Origin of the sequence: Saccharothrix sp. AJ9571 (assembly GCF_021725495.1) — a bacterium.
In the GTDB taxonomy this organism is placed as follows: domain Bacteria; phylum Actinomycetota; class Actinomycetes; order Mycobacteriales; family Pseudonocardiaceae; genus Amycolatopsis; species Amycolatopsis magusensis.
Genome location: NZ_CP091382.1, coordinates 4,459,846 through 4,476,094 on the forward strand (window position 1 = coordinate 4,459,846; position 16,249 = coordinate 4,476,094).

At 71.2% G+C, this 16,249-nt stretch carries 13 protein-coding genes; 9 read left to right on the forward strand and 4 right to left on the reverse strand.

Annotation, left to right across the window (positions count from 1 at the left end; genetic code table 11):
• The first annotated feature begins 103 nt into the window (after positions 1-103).
• Entirely contained in the window at positions 104-895 is a 792-nt protein-coding gene (locus tag L3Q67_RS20495; RefSeq protein ID WP_499190999.1) for a DUF3239 domain-containing protein, read from the forward strand.
• 113 nt (positions 896-1,008) lie between these two features.
• Here the strand turns inward: L3Q67_RS20495 and L3Q67_RS20500 are convergent, their stop codons facing one another.
• Together L3Q67_RS20500 and L3Q67_RS20505 are read right to left on the reverse strand one after the other, a co-directional pair.
• Positions 1,009-2,577, reverse strand: coding sequence for a sodium:solute symporter (locus L3Q67_RS20500; protein ID WP_499191000.1), 1,569 nt, complete (start codon positions 2,575-2,577; stop codon positions 1,009-1,011).
• A gap of 9 nt (positions 2,578-2,586) precedes the next feature.
• On the reverse strand, positions 2,587-3,798 hold the full coding sequence (locus tag L3Q67_RS20505) for an anhydro-N-acetylmuramic acid kinase (protein WP_499191001.1): 1,212 nt from the start codon (positions 3,796-3,798) through the stop codon (positions 2,587-2,589).
• A gap of 142 nt (positions 3,799-3,940) precedes the next feature.
• On the opposite strand from L3Q67_RS20505, the gene ftsY reads away from it, so the two are divergent.
• Together ftsY and L3Q67_RS20515 are read left to right on the forward strand one after the other, a co-directional pair.
• Positions 3,941-5,293 (forward strand): signal recognition particle-docking protein FtsY, encoded by a 1,353-nt coding sequence (ftsY, locus tag L3Q67_RS20510; protein WP_499191002.1) that lies wholly within the window; start codon positions 3,941-3,943, stop codon positions 5,291-5,293.
• A gap of 127 nt (positions 5,294-5,420) precedes the next feature.
• Positions 5,421-5,915, forward strand: coding sequence for a GNAT family N-acetyltransferase (locus tag L3Q67_RS20515; RefSeq protein WP_499191597.1), 495 nt, complete (start codon positions 5,421-5,423; stop codon positions 5,913-5,915).
• Here the strand turns inward: L3Q67_RS20515 and L3Q67_RS20520 are convergent.
• Positions 5,902-6,663 (reverse strand): IclR family transcriptional regulator, encoded by a 762-nt coding sequence (locus tag L3Q67_RS20520; protein ID WP_499191003.1) that lies wholly within the window; start codon positions 6,661-6,663, stop codon positions 5,902-5,904. The two genes, L3Q67_RS20515 and L3Q67_RS20520, sit on opposite strands and share 14 nt — an antisense overlap.
• Positions 6,664-6,717: 54 nt before the next feature.
• Between L3Q67_RS20520 and aceB the strand changes: the two genes are divergently transcribed.
• Positions 6,718-8,295, forward strand: coding sequence for a malate synthase (aceB, locus tag L3Q67_RS20525; RefSeq protein ID WP_499191004.1), 1,578 nt, complete (start codon positions 6,718-6,720; stop codon positions 8,293-8,295).
• A gap of 4 nt (positions 8,296-8,299) precedes the next feature.
• Positions 8,300-9,511 (forward strand): aldolase/citrate lyase/malate synthase family protein, encoded by a 1,212-nt coding sequence (locus L3Q67_RS20530; protein WP_499191005.1) that lies wholly within the window; start codon positions 8,300-8,302, stop codon positions 9,509-9,511.
• Positions 9,512-9,527: 16 nt separating this feature from the next.
• Here L3Q67_RS20530 and L3Q67_RS20535 read toward each other — a convergent pair whose 3' ends face one another.
• Entirely contained in the window at positions 9,528-10,970 is a 1,443-nt protein-coding gene (locus L3Q67_RS20535) for a helix-turn-helix domain-containing protein (RefSeq protein ID WP_499191006.1), read from the reverse strand.
• 124 nt (positions 10,971-11,094) lie between these two features.
• Here L3Q67_RS20535 and L3Q67_RS20540 point away from each other — a divergent pair, with 124 nt between their 5' ends.
• Genes L3Q67_RS20540 through L3Q67_RS20555 form a run of 4 tightly spaced genes read left to right on the forward strand, consistent with a single transcriptional unit; the run spans position 11,095 to position 16,104 of the window.
• On the forward strand, positions 11,095-11,976 hold the full coding sequence (locus L3Q67_RS20540) for an FAD binding domain-containing protein (protein ID WP_499191007.1): 882 nt from the start codon (positions 11,095-11,097) through the stop codon (positions 11,974-11,976).
• Positions 11,967-12,488, forward strand: coding sequence for a (2Fe-2S)-binding protein (locus L3Q67_RS20545; RefSeq protein ID WP_499191008.1), 522 nt, complete (start codon positions 11,967-11,969; stop codon positions 12,486-12,488). Before L3Q67_RS20540 ends, L3Q67_RS20545 begins: the two co-directional genes overlap by 10 nt.
• Positions 12,485-13,840, forward strand: coding sequence for an amidohydrolase family protein (locus L3Q67_RS20550; RefSeq protein WP_499191009.1), 1,356 nt, complete (start codon positions 12,485-12,487; stop codon positions 13,838-13,840). The genes L3Q67_RS20545 and L3Q67_RS20550 overlap by 4 nt, the downstream gene beginning before the upstream one ends.
• The gene (locus L3Q67_RS20555) at positions 13,837-16,104 is read left to right on the forward strand and encodes a xanthine dehydrogenase family protein molybdopterin-binding subunit (protein WP_499191010.1); all 2,268 of its coding nucleotides are present in this window, start codon (positions 13,837-13,839) and stop codon (positions 16,102-16,104) included. The genes L3Q67_RS20550 and L3Q67_RS20555 overlap by 4 nt, the downstream gene beginning before the upstream one ends.
• Positions 16,105-16,249: the final 145 nt, after the last annotated feature.

Sequence of the window (16,249 nt, forward strand, 5' to 3'; positions counted from 1 at the left end):
ACCGCGACTGTGACGGTACGACGTCGAACGGGTGCTGTCAGCTACGTTGGCCCGGACGGCGGATCGGCGATCGTGACCCGTTTCGGGGCGTCGTTCTGGCAGGATGCCCCGGGTGAGTGAATCTGCGTGGCCTGCGGGTGACCCGCGGCGGTTCTTCGATGCTCCGATAGACGCGGATCAACTGCGTGCCAGTAGTCCCAACATCCATGCCAGGGCGATCGCGTTGCTCGTCGGCGTGGTGGCCGGGGTGGTGGCGATCGCGCTGGGGTGGTGGGCCATCGCGGACGGGCGGTGGTGGTCGGTGGTGCTGGGCGTGCTCGTGCTGATCGCCGGGATCTACGCGATCGTGCGCGGATTGCGCGCCGAGCACGCGGTCAAACCCTTCCGCGGCGGGCAACTCGTGCCGGGGGTGGTGGTGCAGCAGGCCGACGGCAAGGTCGAAATCCTGGTGCTCGGCGACATCTCCCGCGATCCCGTATCGCCGCCGCGCTTCGCGTACCGGCTGATCGCGTTCCGCGCGCGCGAAGGCACGCAGTTCGTGCCGGGGCAGTGGGTGCCGTGCGTGATGCACGGGTTCGTCGGCCCCGGCCGCCGGGACACCTGGTGGAACTTCGAGGCTTCCCCGGTTTCGTGGGCCACGGCCGACGCATCGGTGCTCGAAAGCGCGGACCGGATGATCCCCGAGGCCGAATGGAACCAGTTGCTCGCGGGCGCGGAGCGGATCACCGAACTGCGCCGCCGGGCCAGCAGGCTCCTGCTGATCCCCGACGCCGAACTGCCCGACGGCCTGCGCCGCCCGCCGAGCCGGATCGGGGTGCCGGTGGAGTGGCAGGAAACGGGCCGCGCCCGGTTCGTCGGCTCGCTCTCGGACCGCGTCCACCCCGCGCTGCCCTGACTCCGGGTCCCGATGTCACGAATGTGGCTTTCGAGCCGCGATGTAACAGTGCGCAGCTCCGCTGAGGGTGGTGGCGGGCGACGGGAGGGCGTCCCGAAAGCCACATTCGTGACCTAGACGGATTCCTTGGCCGAGGTGGCTTCCGTGGACTTCGGGTCCGGGGTGGCGTGCCGCAGCGAGAGCAGGCCGCCGACCACCAGGGTGATGATCACCCCGGCCAGCGTGTACCACGGGAACGCCAGCGCCACGTTGCTCCCCGCCGCCTTCGAGAAGTCGATGCCGAGCAGCGTGCCGCTCGCCTTGTCGAACTTCACGCCGAGGATCACGAACGCCATCACCACCACGGTCACCACGAACGCGACGATCGCGTCGGGCTGGCGTGCCTTCTTGAACAGCAGCCCGAGCAGGAACGCGCCGAGCAGCGCGCCGTAGGTGTAGCCGGTGATGCCCAGCGCCTGCACGACGATCGGGTCGCTGGTCGAGGTGAACGAGGCGAAGAAACCGGCGAACACGATCAGGATCCCGGCCCAGATGATCGTCCAGATGCGCCCCTGCTTCAAACGGTCCACATCGGACAGTTGCCTGCCGATCACGCGCTCGTACACGTCGGTCACCGTCGAGGACGCCAGCGCGCCGAGTGAGGAACTCAGTGCGGCGGCGAGGATTCCGGCGATCACGAAACCGGACAACCCGCTCGGCAGTTCGGTCACGATGAAGTTCGCGAACAATTCGTCATTGGTGTTCAGCCCCAGCTGCTTGACCGGGTCGAGTCCGTTGTAGAACGCCCACAGCATCACGCCGATGAACAGGAACAGCGCGAACTGGAGGAAGACCACCACACCGGAGGCGATCAGCGCCTTCTGCGCCGCGCGCAGGTCGTTGGTGGCCTGCAGCCGCTGCACGATCAGCTGGTCCGAACCGTGCGAGGCCATCGACAGCACCGCGCCACCGATCACCGCGGTGATGATCGCGTACGGCCCGGTCAGCGGGTTCGACGAGAAGTCGAGCAACTGGAACTTGTTGGCGTCCACCGCCTTCGAGAACCAGCCGTCGGGCAGGTTCGCCGCCAGCACCCAGATCACCACGACGCCGCCGAGCACGTACCAGAGCATCTGGATCGCGTCGACCCAGACCACGGCCCGCACGCCGCCGAAGAAGCTGTAGATCACCATCGCGATGCCCAGCGCGACCACGATCGCCCAGTACGACACGGTCAGGCCGTACGCGCCGAGCACCACCTTGACCGGGATCGCCGTGGCGAACAACCGGATCCCGTCGGCCGCGGTGCGGGTGAGCAGGAAGGTCACCGAGGCGGTGCCCTGCAACCCGCTGCCGAACCGCTTGCCCAGGAAGGCGTACGCGGTCACCAGGTTGCCTGCCACGTACCGCGGCAACAGCACGAACGAAACCACGATGCGGCCGAGGATGTAGCCGATCGCCAGTGACAAATAGGTCATCCCGCCCGCACCGGGCGTGGCTATGTAGGCGACCGTGGGCACCGAGAGCACGGTCAGCGTCGACGTTTCCGCCGACACCACCGAAAGGCACGCCACCCACCACGAGATCTTGCCCTCGCCGACGAAATAGTCGTTACCGGACTTCTGCCGGCCGCCGATCACGATGCCGAGTACCGGCATCCCCACCAGAAAGATCGCGATTATCGCGAGGTCGACTGCACGCATTGACATCTCCTACCGTGTTTTTCCCCGGGGCGCCATACGCAAACGGGTAATGGCCGCGGGCAAGGGGGGCGGGAGCACCGCCGGGTGCGCGCCGGGGGTGATGCTGCCGAGCAGCCGCGGACCGGCGGCGCCGGTGGCGCTCGGCAGGTTGGCCGGTTGCCCGTGCCAGGTCAGCCAGCCCAGCAACGCGGTCAGGTAGGCCTCTTTCGCCGCTCGTGGCAGGCCGAGGTCGTCACTGGTGCGCAGCGCGGCCCCGGTCAGCCGGGCGCCGAGTGCGTGCATCAGCACCGGGTTTTCCACGCCACCACCGGAAGCGACCACGGTGCCCGCGCCGTGGCGGGCGCATTCGGCGGCGATGGTGGCGGCGGTCAGCTCGGTCAGGGTGGCGAGCAGGTCTTCTCCGGCGAGTTCGAGCCCGCTCATCTGCGTACGCAGGTAATCGCGGTGGAAGTGCTCCTTGCCGGTGCTTTTCGGTGGCGGCGCGGTGTAGTACGGATCGGCCAGCAGGCGTTCCAGCAGTCCGGAGTGGACCCGTCCGGCCGCGGCGAGCGCGCCGCCGAGGTCGCTGCGCTGCCTGCCTCCGGTGATGTCGTGGGAGGCCAGGTCGAGCAGCGCGTTCCCCGGACCGGTGTCGTAGGCCACGGCGTCGGCGCCCGAGCGGACCACGGTGATGTTGGCGATGCCGCCGATGTTCAGCCCCACCGCGGGCGCGCCGGTGTCCTCGGCGAGACCGCGCAACCACAGCTGGTCGAGCGTGCTGGCCAGCGGCGCGCCGTGCCCGCCCGCCGCGACGTCGCGCGCCCGCAGGTCGGCCACCACCGGCAGGCCGGTGCGTTCGGCGATCCACGCGGACCTGCCGAGTTGCAGGGTGCCGCGGGCGCGGCCGTCCTCGACCCAGTGGAACACCGTCTGCCCGAGCGAGGCGACCAGGTCGGCGCCACCGGCCAGGTCGACGCCGGTGGCGGCCGCTTCGCCGAACGACTGGCCGACGAGCGTGTCCAGCCGGGTCAGTTCCTCGGCGGTGCACGGGTTCGGCGGCAGCGCGGCGAGCAGCCGTTCGCGCAGTTCGTCCGGATACGGCAGTTCCGCCTCGGCGAGTGGGGTCAGCACCACCTCGCCGCCCTCGGCGGACAACCGGGCGGCGGCCACGTCGATGCCATCGATCGACGTGCCCGAGATGAGCCCCACGACGGTGAGGGGCTCGCCAGAACGAGCAGTCACGGAGAGGTGGTCTAGTCCTCGGCGAGGGCGGGACGCAAGCGCAATCGTTGCTTCTTGTCCAAACCGAGTTCACCTCGGTGGATGTTTGCCCTGGGTGCGGGGGCGGATCGGCCGGACCGGCGCCGGATGCGAGGATGGCCGCGTGTCGAGCAACCTCTGGTTCTGGATCATCGTCGTAGCCGTCGTGGTGCTGGTGGTGGCCCTGGTCGCGGGGCTGGTCATCGCGCGCAAGCGCAAGATCAGCCTGGCCGCGGACCGGGCCGCCGAGAAGGCCAAAGAGGTCAAGCCCAAGGGGGGCGGGTACCAGGCGGGCGGCGGTATCGCGCTGGCTCCGGGCGGGGAAAAGACCGAAGAACCGGTGCACCCGGCGGGGGAGCGCACCGAGGTCGACGGCCAGCCGGGCGTCGGTGACGACGCTTCGGTGCCGCGGGACGCGCCGCGGCGCGGGATCGTCGACGTGGTCCTGCCCGACGAACCCGTGGCGCCGGAAAAGCCCGAGGTCAAGCCCGAGCCGGTACCCGAGCCCGCACCCACGCCTGAGCCTGAGCCGGTCGAGGAGATCGCCCCGGCCGGCGGCCGGATCGAGCGGCTGCGCGGCCGCCTGTCGAAGTCGCGCTCGGCCTTCGGCCAGAGCCTGCTCGGCCTGCTCGGTGCCGGTGACCTGGACGAGGACTCCTGGCAGGACGTGGAGGACACGCTGCTGGTCGCCGACCTCGGCGCGGCGACCACCACGGAGATCGTCGAGAAGCTGCGCGCGGAGCTGTCCGTGCGCGCGGTCCGCACCTCCGAAGAGGCCAGGACCGTGTTGCGCGAGGTGCTGATCGGCGCGCTGAAGACCGAGGGCGACCGCGCGGTCCGCGCGCTGCCGCACGGCACCGGTGACGACAAGAAGCCCGCGGTGGTGCTGATCGCCGGGGTCAACGGCACCGGGAAGACCACCACCACCGGCAAGCTCGCCCGGGTGCTGGTGGCGCAGGGCCGTCACGTGCTGCTCGGCGCGGCCGACACCTTCCGCGCCGCCGCCGCCGACCAGTTGCAGACCTGGGCCGACCGCGTCGGCGCCGAGGTGGTCCGCGGCAAGGAAGGCGCCGACCCGGCCGCGGTCGCCTTCGACGCGGTCAAGCGCGGTACCGAGGCCGGCGTGGACGCGGTGCTGATCGACACCGCCGGCCGCCTGCACACCAAGACCGGCCTGATGGACGAGCTGGGCAAGGTCAAGCGGGTGGTGGAGAAGCAGGCCAAGGTGGACGAGGTGCTGCTCGTGCTCGACGCCACCACCGGGCAGAACGGGCTGATGCAGGCCCGCGTGTTCGCCGAGGTGGTGTCCGTGACCGGCATCGTGCTGACCAAGCTGGACGGCACGGCCAAGGGCGGCATCGTCTTCCAGGTGCAGCGCGAGCTGGGCGTGCCGGTCAAGCTGGTCGGCCTCGGTGAAGGCGCGGACGACCTGGCGCCGTTCGAGGCCGGTGCCTTCGTCGACGCCCTGCTCGGCTGAAAAATCAGGTGCCCCGGCCCCCGTGGCCGGGGCAGGATGTCCCGCATGCCTGGTTGACGCACTTCCCGTGCCCCGCCTCTTCGAACGGTTCGCCGCATTCCGCAACCGCTTCGAGGAGGACTTCACCATGAACATCACCCTGCGCCGGATCACCGCCGAAGACGCCGCTCGCGTCCGCGAGATCCTGTCCACCCCCGAGGTCGCCGCCTGGTGGGGCGATCCGGACACCGAGACCGCCGAACTGGTCGCGCCCGAGGACCCGGACACCACCTCGTACGCCATCGAGTTCGAGGGCACCGTGGTCGGGCTCATCCAGGGCTCGGAAGAGACGACCCCGGCCTACCGGCACGCGGGCATCGATCTCGCGGTGCACCCGGACTGGCACGGCCGCGGCATCGGCACAGCCGCGATCCACCGGCTGGCCACGCACTTCATCGAAGAACGCGGCCACCACCGGCTGACCATCGACCCCGCCGCGGAGAACGCACGGGCGATCTCGGTCTACGCCAAGCTCGGTTTCAAACCGGTCGGCGTGCTGCGGCAGTACGAGCAGCGCCGGGACGGCACCTGGCGCGACGGCCTGCTGATGGAACTGCTGGCCGGCGAACTCACGAAGCCGTGATCCGCTCGGACAGCTCCTTCGCCACCCGCTGAACCACGGGCGCGATGCGGGACACCGTCTCCTTGGTGAGCCTGCCTTCCGGGCCGGACACCGAGACCGCGGCCGGGGTCGGCGTGCCGGTGAGGGCGACGGCCACGCACCGCACGCCGATCTCCTGCTCGCTCTCGTCCAGCGCGTAGCCCTGCTCGGCCACCTCCCGCAGGTGGTCGAGCAGGGTGTCCGGGTCGGTGATGGTGTGCGTGGTGTACGCGGGCGTCCCGGTGCGGGTGAGCAGCGCGCGGGTCTCGTCGGCGGGCAGCCGCGCGAGCATCGCCTTGCCGACGCCGGTGCCGTGCGGCAGCAGCCGCCTGCCCACCTCGGTGAACATGCGCATCGAGTGCTTCGACGGGACCTGGGCGACGTAGACGACCTCGTCGCGTTCGAGGATCGCCAGGTTCGCCGTCTCGCCGGTCTCCTCGACCAGTTCCGCGAGCAGCGGCCGGGTCGAGGTGCCGAACTGCACCCCCGCGTGTTCACCCAGCCGGATGAGCCGGGCGCCCAGCGCGTACCGGCGATTGGTGTGCTGCCGGACGTAACCGAGGTCGAGCAGGGTCCGGATCAGCCGGTGGATCGTGGGCATCGGCAGGCCGGAGAGGGTGGCCAGCTCGGAGAGACTTGCCTCACCCCCGGCGTCGGCCAGGCGTTCCAGCAGCTCAAAGGCCCGCTCCAGCGACTGCACGCTGCCCGGCCTGCGTTGAGTTTCCGCCATGCAGAAACTATAGTCCGCGAAATAGAAAACGTCTCCCAGTTGGGGTGTTCACACATGTCTGAAGTTCGTGTCCTCGGAGATTCCGTCGAAGGCAGCGACGAGATCTTGACGCCCGAGGCGCTGGAGTTCCTCGCCGGTCTGCACTCCGCGTTCGCCGCCCGCCGGGACGAGCTGCTCGAAGCTCGCCGTGCCCGCCGCGAGGAAGCCGCGCGCACCGGGAAGCTCGACTTCCTGCCGGAGACCCAGCAGGTGCGCGAGTCGGAGTGGAAGGTGGCCGACGCGCCGCCCGCGCTGCGTGACCGGCGGGTGGAGATCACCGGGCCGACCGACCGCAAGATGACCATCAACGCGCTGAACTCCGGGGCCAAGGTCTGGCTGGCCGACCTGGAGGACGCCAACACGCCGCACTGGCGCAACGTGGTCGGCGGGCAGCTCAACCTGCGTGACGCCGTCCGCGGCGACATCTCGCTGACCACGCCGGAGGGCAAGAGCTACCAGCTGCGCGACGACGTCGAGCACGCCACCATCGTGGTCCGCCCGCGTGGCTGGCACCTCGACGAGCGCAACCTGGAGTTCGACGGCCGTGCCGGGGTGGGCGCGCTGGTCGACTTCGGCCTGCACTTCTTCCACAACGTGCGTGCCCTGCTCGCCTCCGACAAGGGCCCGTACTTCTACCTGCCGAAGATGGAAAGCCACCTCGAAGCGCGCCTGTGGAACGACGTGTTCACGCACGCGCAGAAGGAGCTGGGCATCCCGCACGGCACCATCCGCGCCACCGTGCTGATCGAGACCATCCCGGCGGCGTTCGAGATGGAGGAGATCCTCTACGAGCTGCGCGAACACGCCTCCGGGCTGAACGCGGGCCGCTGGGACTACCTGTTCAGCGTGATCAAGTACTTCCGCGACGCCGGTGAGAAGTTCGTGCTGCCGGACCGCAACAGCGTCACCATGACCGCGCCGTTCATGCGGGCCTACACCGAGCTGCTGGTGCGCACCTGCCACAAGCGCGGCGCGTTCGCGATCGGCGGCATGGCCGCGTTCATCCCGAGCAAGGACCCGGAGGTCGCGGAGAACGCGTCGAAGAAGGTCCACGCCGACAAGGCACGCGAGGCGGGCGACGGGTTCGACGGCTCGTGGGTGGCGCACCCCGGCATGGTCGGGCTGTGCAAGGAGGAGTTCGACAAGGTGCTCGGCGACAAGCCGAACCAGCTCGAGCGCACCCGTGACGAGGTGAGCGTGACCGCCGAGCAGTTGCTCGACGTGGCGTCCACCGAGGGCGGCGCGACCGCGGCCGGCCTGCGTGGCGCGGTCGACGTCGGCGTCCGCTACATCGCCTCCTGGCTGAGCGGGAACGGTGCCGCGGCGATCCACAACCTGATGGAGGACGCGGCGACCGCGGAGATCTCGCGTTCGCAGATCTGGCAGTGGGTGCGCAACGGCACCGAGCTGGACAACGGGCAGAAGGTGACCCGTGAGCTGGTGCGCGAGGTGCTCGCCGAGGTGCGCCAGGAGCTGACCGGGACGGTCCAGGACGACCTGCTCGAGCCGGCGGTCGAACTGTTCGAAGAGGTCGCGCTGGCCGACGAGTTCGTCGACTTCCTGACCCTGCCCGCCTACGAGCGGATCAAGTAACGCGATGGCACCGGGTCGGCTCACCGAGGACGTCTACGCGCACATCGACGCCCGCCTCGCCGAGGTGGACGCCCGCGTCGCCGGGCTGTACCCCGGTGAGCCACCCGGTCGTCAGCCGGTGCACACGGTCTACGTGCCGGCCGGCCGGTTCCACGCGGAACTGGCCGGGCGGTGGGGCACGCAGGCCGCCGCCGCGCTGGCGGAGCACGGTCCACTTGAGACGGATGACGCGGTCGCGGACCGCGTGCGCGCGAAACTCGCCGCGGAACCGATCGAGGACCTGCGGATCGACTTCGAGGACGGCTATGGCCGTCCGGACGACGACACCGAGGACGCCGACGCGGTCTCGGCCGGTGCCGCGCTGGCGGAGTCGGTGGCGGGCGGCCACGCGCCGCCGTTCACCGGCATCCGGTTCAAGAGCTTCGAACAGCCGACGCGGCGGCGTGGCATCCGCACGCTGGACCTGTTCCTGAGCGGGCTGCTCGGTGGCGGTGGCCTGCCCGGCGGGTTCGTGGTGACGCTGCCGAAGGTCACCGCGGTCGAGCAGGTGGAAGCCTGCGCGGCGGTGCTCGAGCAGTTGGAGGCCGCGTACGGACTGGCCGCCGGTGCGCTGCGCTTCGAGGTGCAGGTGGAGACGGCGCAGTCGATCCTCAGCGAGGACGGCACGGTCGCCGTCGCCCGGATCGTCCAGGCGGGTGGCGGGCGGATCGGCGGGCTGCACTACGGCACCTACGACTACAGCGCCGGGCTCGGGATCAGCGCCGAGTACCAGAGCATGGAGCACCCGGCGGCGGACTTCGCCAAGGCGTTCATGCAGGTCGCGGCCGCCGGAACGGGCGTGCGCCTGTCGGACGGCTCGACGAACAAGCTGCCGGTCGGGGACACCCCGGCCGTGCGTGCCGCGTGGCGCGAGCACGCGCGGTTGATCCGGCGATCCCTGGAACGTGGGTTCTACCAGGGCTGGGACCTGCACCCGCACCAGTTGCCGAGCCGGTACGCGGCCACGTACGAGTTCTTCCGCGCGGGCTTCGAACCGGCGGCGGACCGGCTGCGCGCCTACGCCTCGAAGGCCGAAGGCGGCTTCCTCGACGAACCGGCGACCGCGCAGGCACTGGCCGCCTACCTCTGCCGAGGCCTGGACTGCGGTGCTCTGACCGCCGCCGACCTGCCGGACCTGGACCGAGCGACCCTGGACCGGTACGTCCGCCGGGCTTGACATGGGCACCGGGGTGTCAGCCGCTGATGCGCAGGGCCAGGTAGACGTCGACCTGGTTGGTGAAGTCGGTGAGGTCCAGGCCCAGGAGTTCCCCGGCGCGGCCGATCCGGTAGCGCAGGGTGTTCACGTGGATGTGCAGGGCTTTCGCGGCCACCGCCGGTGAGCCGGAGGATTCGAGGAACACCCGCACGGTGCGCACGAGGTCGCTGTGCTGCGCGGCGTCGTAGTCCAGCAGCGGGCCGAGCACCCGCCGCCGCAGTGCGGTGCGCAGTTCGTCCGACACCCCGGCCAGCACCAGCCGGTGCACGCCGATCTCCGCACCCGGCACCACGGCGATGCGTTCGTCCCGTCCGGCGCCGACTTCCAGCGCGTGCACGGCTTCCTCCAGCGCACCCCGGACCCCGGTCAGCGCCGCCGGGCCGCCGATGCTCACCAGCACCCGGTCCGCGGTCAACGCGGGTTCCACTATGGACAAAGCGCGGGTGGCGGCCGACGGCCAGTCGTCCGGCCAGCCCTCCGCCGCGACCAGCGCGCACGCGCTTCCGCCGAACCGTCCACGCAGGACGCGCACCGGGTAACCGGCGAGCAGTTCGTCGAGCAGGTCGCCCTCGACGCCCCCGGCGCGGGCGAGCACCACGCGGACCGGCGTGTCCGGCGGCCAGCCCGCCGAGGCGAAGGACTCGCCGAGATCCCCGCCTTCGGCCAATACCCGGAAGAGTGATCTTTCGACCTCGTGCTGCCGGACCGAACCCCGGTGCCTGCCGACCAGGGTGGCGACTTCGGCCGCGATCTCGTGCTGTTCGTTGGTCCAGTTCGCCGAGCCGCCGACCACCAGCGCCCACGGCACGGTGAACCCCTCGCCCGCGGGCAGCACGGCGTGCCTGCCGTCGACCGCCGTGCCCATGCTGAACGCGGCGGCCAGCGGCTCGGCCTCGGGCAGCAGCAACCCGGTGCTCGCCACCACCCGCCCGGTCCCGGCCAGCACCCAGCACGGCAGGCCGAGCTCGGCGGAACCGAGCCGCAGCAGTTCCGGCAGCGGGAGGTCCGCCGCGTGGGCGGGCAACCGGCCGGCCGGGGCGTCGCGGCCGGCGGCCAGCGCCAGCACCACCCGTTCGACGATCACCGCGAACGACAGGTCGGGCGGCACTTCGAGCAGCGGGATGCGGTGGCGTTCGCACGCCCGGACCAGGTCTTCGGGGATGCCGCCGGAGTCCGCGCCCGACGCGGCCAGCGCGGCGGTGCCCGCGCGGGCCAGCGCCGCCACGAACGGCTCGGCGTCCCCCGGACCGCGCCACCACAGCAGCCCGGTGAGCACCAGTTCACCCGCCGAGAGGTACCGGCTGGGGTCCGGCAGCTCGGTGCCGTACACCCTGGTGACCCGCCGGTCGAGCAGGTCGCCGCCGCCACGCAGGCGCAGGCGCAGCTCCGGCAACTCCAGCAGAGTTTTCACCACGGTCATAGGCTTTGTAGAAAACCACAACACGGGGGTGTCGCGCTCAGGGAGTTTCGTGTCCGGCCACCGTTGCAGGCGCGGGGTACCCGCTGTCTACTGGGGTATCCACCAGGAAAGGGACGGGGTAGAAGTGGAATTCCTGCGGCCGGCCACCTTGCCGGAAGCGCTCTCGGTGAAGGCCGAGCGGCCCGGCGCGGTGCCGATCGCCGGGGGCACGGACGTGATGGTCGAGCTGAACTTCGACCACCGCAGGCCCGAGGCGCTGCTCGACCTGACCGGGATCGCCGAACTGGCCGAGTGGAACGCGGAGGACGGCACCATCCGGCTCGGCGCGGGCGTGCCCTACACACGGCTGATCGAGCAGCTCGGCCAGCGGCTGCCCGGGCTGGCGATGGCCGCGCGGACGGTCGGTTCGCCGCAGATCCGCAACCGCGGCACGGTCGGCGGGAATCTGGGTGCCGCTTCGCCCGCCGGGGACACCCACCCGGTGCTGCTGGCCACCGGCGCCACCATCGAGGTGGCCTCCGTGCGCGGCACCCGGACGATCGCCGCCGAGGACTTCTACCTCGGGGTGAAGCGCAACGCCCTCGGACCCGACGAGCTGATCACCGCGGTGAATCTCCCCGAAGCCAAGGCGCCGCAGCAGTTCTCGAAGATCGGCACGCGCAACGCGATGGTGATCGCGGTGTGCTCGTTCGGCCTCGCGCTGCACCCGGAGCAGGGACGCGTCGGCGCGGCGATCGGATCGGCGGCGCCCACCCCACGCCGCAGCCGGGCCGCCGAGGACTTCCTCTCCGGCGAGCTGACCGACGCCGGTTTGTGGGAAACACCCGAACCGCTGCGGGATTCGGTGTGCCGCCGGTTCGGCGAGCTGGTGGCCGAGGGCACCGAACCGATCGACGACGTCCGCGGCAGCGCGGCGTACCGCAAGCACGCCCTGTCCGTGCTCGCCCGCCGCACGCTGGGCTGGGCCTGGCAGGAGTACCGAGCAGGGGAGCGTTCATGCGCGTGAACATGACCGTCAACGGCGAACAACGCCAGGCCGACGACGTCTGGGAAGGCGAAAGCCTGCTGTACGTGCTGCGGGAGCGCTTGGGCCTCCCGGGCTCGAAGAACGCCTGTGAGCAGGGCGAATGCGGCTCGTGCACGGTGTACCTGGACGCGGTGCCGGTGTGCGCCTGCCTGGTCGCGGCCGGGCAGGCCGAGGGTCGTGAGGTCCGCACGGTGGAGGGCCTCGCCGACAAGGGGCAGCAAGCGCCGCGAAGCGGCTCCGTTGAGGGTGGTAGTGGGCCGGCGGGCGGGCTCCATCCGGTCCAGCAGTCCTTTGTGGACGCGGGCGCGGTCCAGTGCGGGTTCTGCACGCCCGGGCTGGTGGTGGCCGCGCACGACCTGCTCGACCGCGTGCCCGAGCCGAGCGACGAGGAGATCCGCGAGGCGCTGGCCGGGAACCTCTGCCGCTGCACCGGGTACGAAAAGATCCTGGACGCGGTGAAGCTGGCCGCGACGCGAGGGGCGGACGCATGAGCCGGATCGCGATCGAGGGTGTCGCGGTGTCCACTGTGGATGACGCGGGTACCGAGCACCTCGACGGTCACGTGGTCGTCGAGAACGAGCTGATCACCGCGGTGGGGCCGGGAGCGGCACCCGACGGCGACTACGACGAGCGCCTCGACCTCGGTGGCGCCGGACTGGTCACGCCCGGTCTGGTGAACACCCACCACCACCTCTACCAGTGGGCCACGCGCGGGTACGCCGTCGATTCGACGCTGTTCGAGTGGCTGGTCGAGCTGTACCCGATCTGGGGCCGCCTCGACGCCGACCTCACCCACGCCGCCGCGACCGCCGGGCTGGCCAAGCTCGCGCTGTCCGGCTGCACCACGGTCGCCGACCACCACTACGTCTTCCCGGCCGACGCCGGTGACCAGGTGGAGGCGCTGGTCGCGGCCACCGGCCGGATCGGGGTGCGCAGCCACATCGTGCGCGGTTCGATGGACCGCGGCGAATCCGACGGCGGGCTGCCGCCGGACAACCTGGTCGAGGACACCGAGGCCGCGCTGCTCGGCACCGAGCAGGCGATCGACCGGCACCACGACACCTCGAAGAACGCGCACATCCGCATCGCGGCCGGGCCGTGCTCGCCGTTCACGGTCAGCCGCGCCCTGATGACCGGGGCCGCGGAACTGGCCCGCCGCAAGGGTGTCCGGCTGCACACCCACCTCGCCGAGACGATCGACGAGGAGGAGCAGTGCCTGGCCGAAGAGGGTTGCACCCCGGCCGAGTACGCGGACGACATGGGTTGGCTCGGCGACGACGTCTGGCTCGCGCACACCGTGCACCTGGCGCCGGAGGCCATCAGGCGGATGGGCGAGACCCGCACCGGCTCGGCGCACTGCCCCACGTCCAACGGCCGCCTCGGCACCGGCATCGCGCCGGTCCGGGACCTGCTCGACGCGGGTGCGCCGGTCGGCCTCGGCGTGGACGGCGCGGCGTCCAATGAGGACGGTGGGCTGGGCATCGAACTGCACGCGGCGCTGTTGCAGGCGCGCCAGCGCGGCGGGCCCCAGGCGCTGTCGGTGCGCGAGGCGCTCTGGCTCGGCACGATGGGGGGCGCGCGCTGCCTCGGGCGGGAGTCGGAAATCGGCTCGATCGAGCCCGGCAAGCTCGCCGACCTGGTGATCTGGGACCTCGGCGGCCTGGACTACGCCGGAATCGCCGATCCGGTGGCGTCGCTGGTGCTGGGCACCACGCCGACCCCGCACCGCGTGTTCGTCGGCGGGAAGACCGTGGTCTCCGGAGGCGCGCTGCGGACCGCCGACACCGCGGCGATCGCCGGTGAGCTGCGCAAGGCGAGCGCCCGGCTGCGGGAGGCACGATGAGCACCACCACCACCACCACCACCGAGGTGAGCACCGCGGGCGGCATCGGCACCAGCCCGCAGCGGCCGGACGGCACGGTCAAGGTGCGCGGGGAGTTCGCCTACTCGTCGGACCTGTGGCACGAGGACATGCTGTGGGGCGCCACGCTGCGCAGCCCGCACCCGTACGCGCGCATCCGCGGGCTCGAGATCGGCGAGGCGCTGGCGGTGCCCGGGGTCTACGCGGTGCTGACCCACGAGGACGTGCCGGGCAGCAACGCCTACGGCCTGGAGCACCTCGACCAGCCGGTGCTCGCCGTGGACGTCGTGCGCTACCAGGGGGAACCGGTCGCCGTGGTGGCCGCGGACCACCCCGAGACGGCTCGCCGCGCGATGGACCGGATCAAGGTCGACTACGAAGTGCTGGAGCCGGTCACCGACGCGGAGACCGCGGTCGATGGCGTGGGCCCGAGGCTGCATCCGGGCGGGAACGTGGTGCGCCACGTGCCGATCCGCCGCGGGGACCAGGCCGCCGAAGCGGCGGTGGTGGTCAGCGGGACCTACGAGGTCGGCATGCAGGACCAGGCGTTCCTCGGGCCGGAAAGCGGGCTCGCGGTGCCCGCCGAGGACGGCGGGATCGACCTGTTCGTGGCCACCCAGTGGCTGCACGTGGACCAGCAGCAGATCGTCGCGGCGCTCGGCCTGCCGCCGGAGAAGGTGCGGCTGACCCTGGGCGGGGTCGGCGGGGCGTTCGGCGGACGCGAGGACCTGTCGATCCAGGTGCACGCCTGCCTGCTCGCGCTGCACACCGGCAAGCCGGTGAAGATGGTCTACAACCGCGAGGAGTCGTTCTACGGTCACGTGCACCGGCATCCCGCGCGGATGTACTACGAGCACGGCGCCGACTCGGACGGGAAGCTGGTCTACGTCCGGGCGAAGCTGTACCTCGACGGCGGGGCCTACGCGTCGTCGACCGGTGCCGTGGTGGCGAACGCGGCGACGCTCGGCGTCGGGCCGTACGACGTGCCGAACGTGACCATCGACTGCTGGGGTGCGTACACGAACAACCCGCCGTGCGGTGCCATGCGTGGCTTCGGGGCCGTGCAGGCGGCCTTCGCGTATGAGTCGCAAATGGACAAACTCGCCGAGGCGTGCGGGCTGGACCCGGTCGAGGTGCGCGTCCGCAACGCGATGAGCGAGGGCTCGGTGATGCCGACCGGGCAGGTGGTCGACTCCGCGGCGCCGGTGGCGGAGCTGCTGGACCGGGTGCGCCGCAAACCGTTGCCCGTGCAGCGCGATTTCGATCTGCGGCACATGCCCGGCGGGGTGTCGAACACGACCCACGGCGAGGGCGTGGTGCGCGGGGTCGGCTACGGCGTCGGCATCAAGAACATCTGCTTCTCCGAGGGGTTCGACGACTACTCGACCGCGCGGGTGCGGCTGGAGGTGGTCGGCGGGGAAGCCGCGGCGACGGTGCAGACCGCCGCCTGCGAGGTGGGGCAGGGCCTGGTCACCGTGCTGCAGCAGATCGTGCGCACCGAGCTGGGTGTGGACCAGGTGACCGTGCTGCCGATGGACACCACGATCGGCAACGCGGGCTCGACCTCGGCTTCGCGGCAGACCTACGTGACCGGTGGTGCCGTGCGGGCGGCCTGCCTGGCGGTGCGGGCCGCCCTGCACAAGCGCGTGGCGACGCCGCTGGCCGCCGACGTCAGCCTGGCGCAGGCGCTCGGGGACACGGTGCTCGAGGAGACCGTCGAATGGCGGCACCGGCCGACCACGGGGCTGGACCCGGCGACCGGCGAAGGCACCGCGCACGTGCAGTACGGCTTCGCCGCGCACCGGGCGGTCGTCGACGTGGACACCGAACTGGGGCTGGTGAAGGTGGTCGCGCTGGACTGCGCGCAGGACGTCGGGCGGGCGCTCAACCCGCAGGCCGTGCTCGGCCAGATCCAGGGCGGTTCGGCGCAGGGTCTCGGGTTGGCGGTGATGGAGGAAATCCTCGTCAGCGGCGGCAAGGTGCGCAACCCGTCGTTCACCGACTACCTGATCCCGACCGTGCTGGACATGCCGCCGATGTCGATCGACGTGCTGGAACGGGCCGACCCGCACGCGCCGTACGGGCTGCGGGGAGTGGGGGAGCCGCCGACCATCTCGTCGACCCCGGCGATTGTTGCGGCCATCCGGGCTGCGACGGGGGTTGCGTTGAGCCGGGTGCCGGTTCGGCCGGAGCATTTGACGGTTGATCGGGTTGGGGGCTTGGGGGTTCAGGGGCTTGGGGCTTAGGGGGCCACCCCGGTTTTTTAGTGTGACTACGGCGAAGACCTCGATGTCAAGGCGGGAAAGATGCCTTGACATCGAGGTCTTCGCCGTGTTTTTGGCTTTGGACCGGGGATGGGGAGGGGTGGGTGGCTCTGGTGCTCGGGTGTGC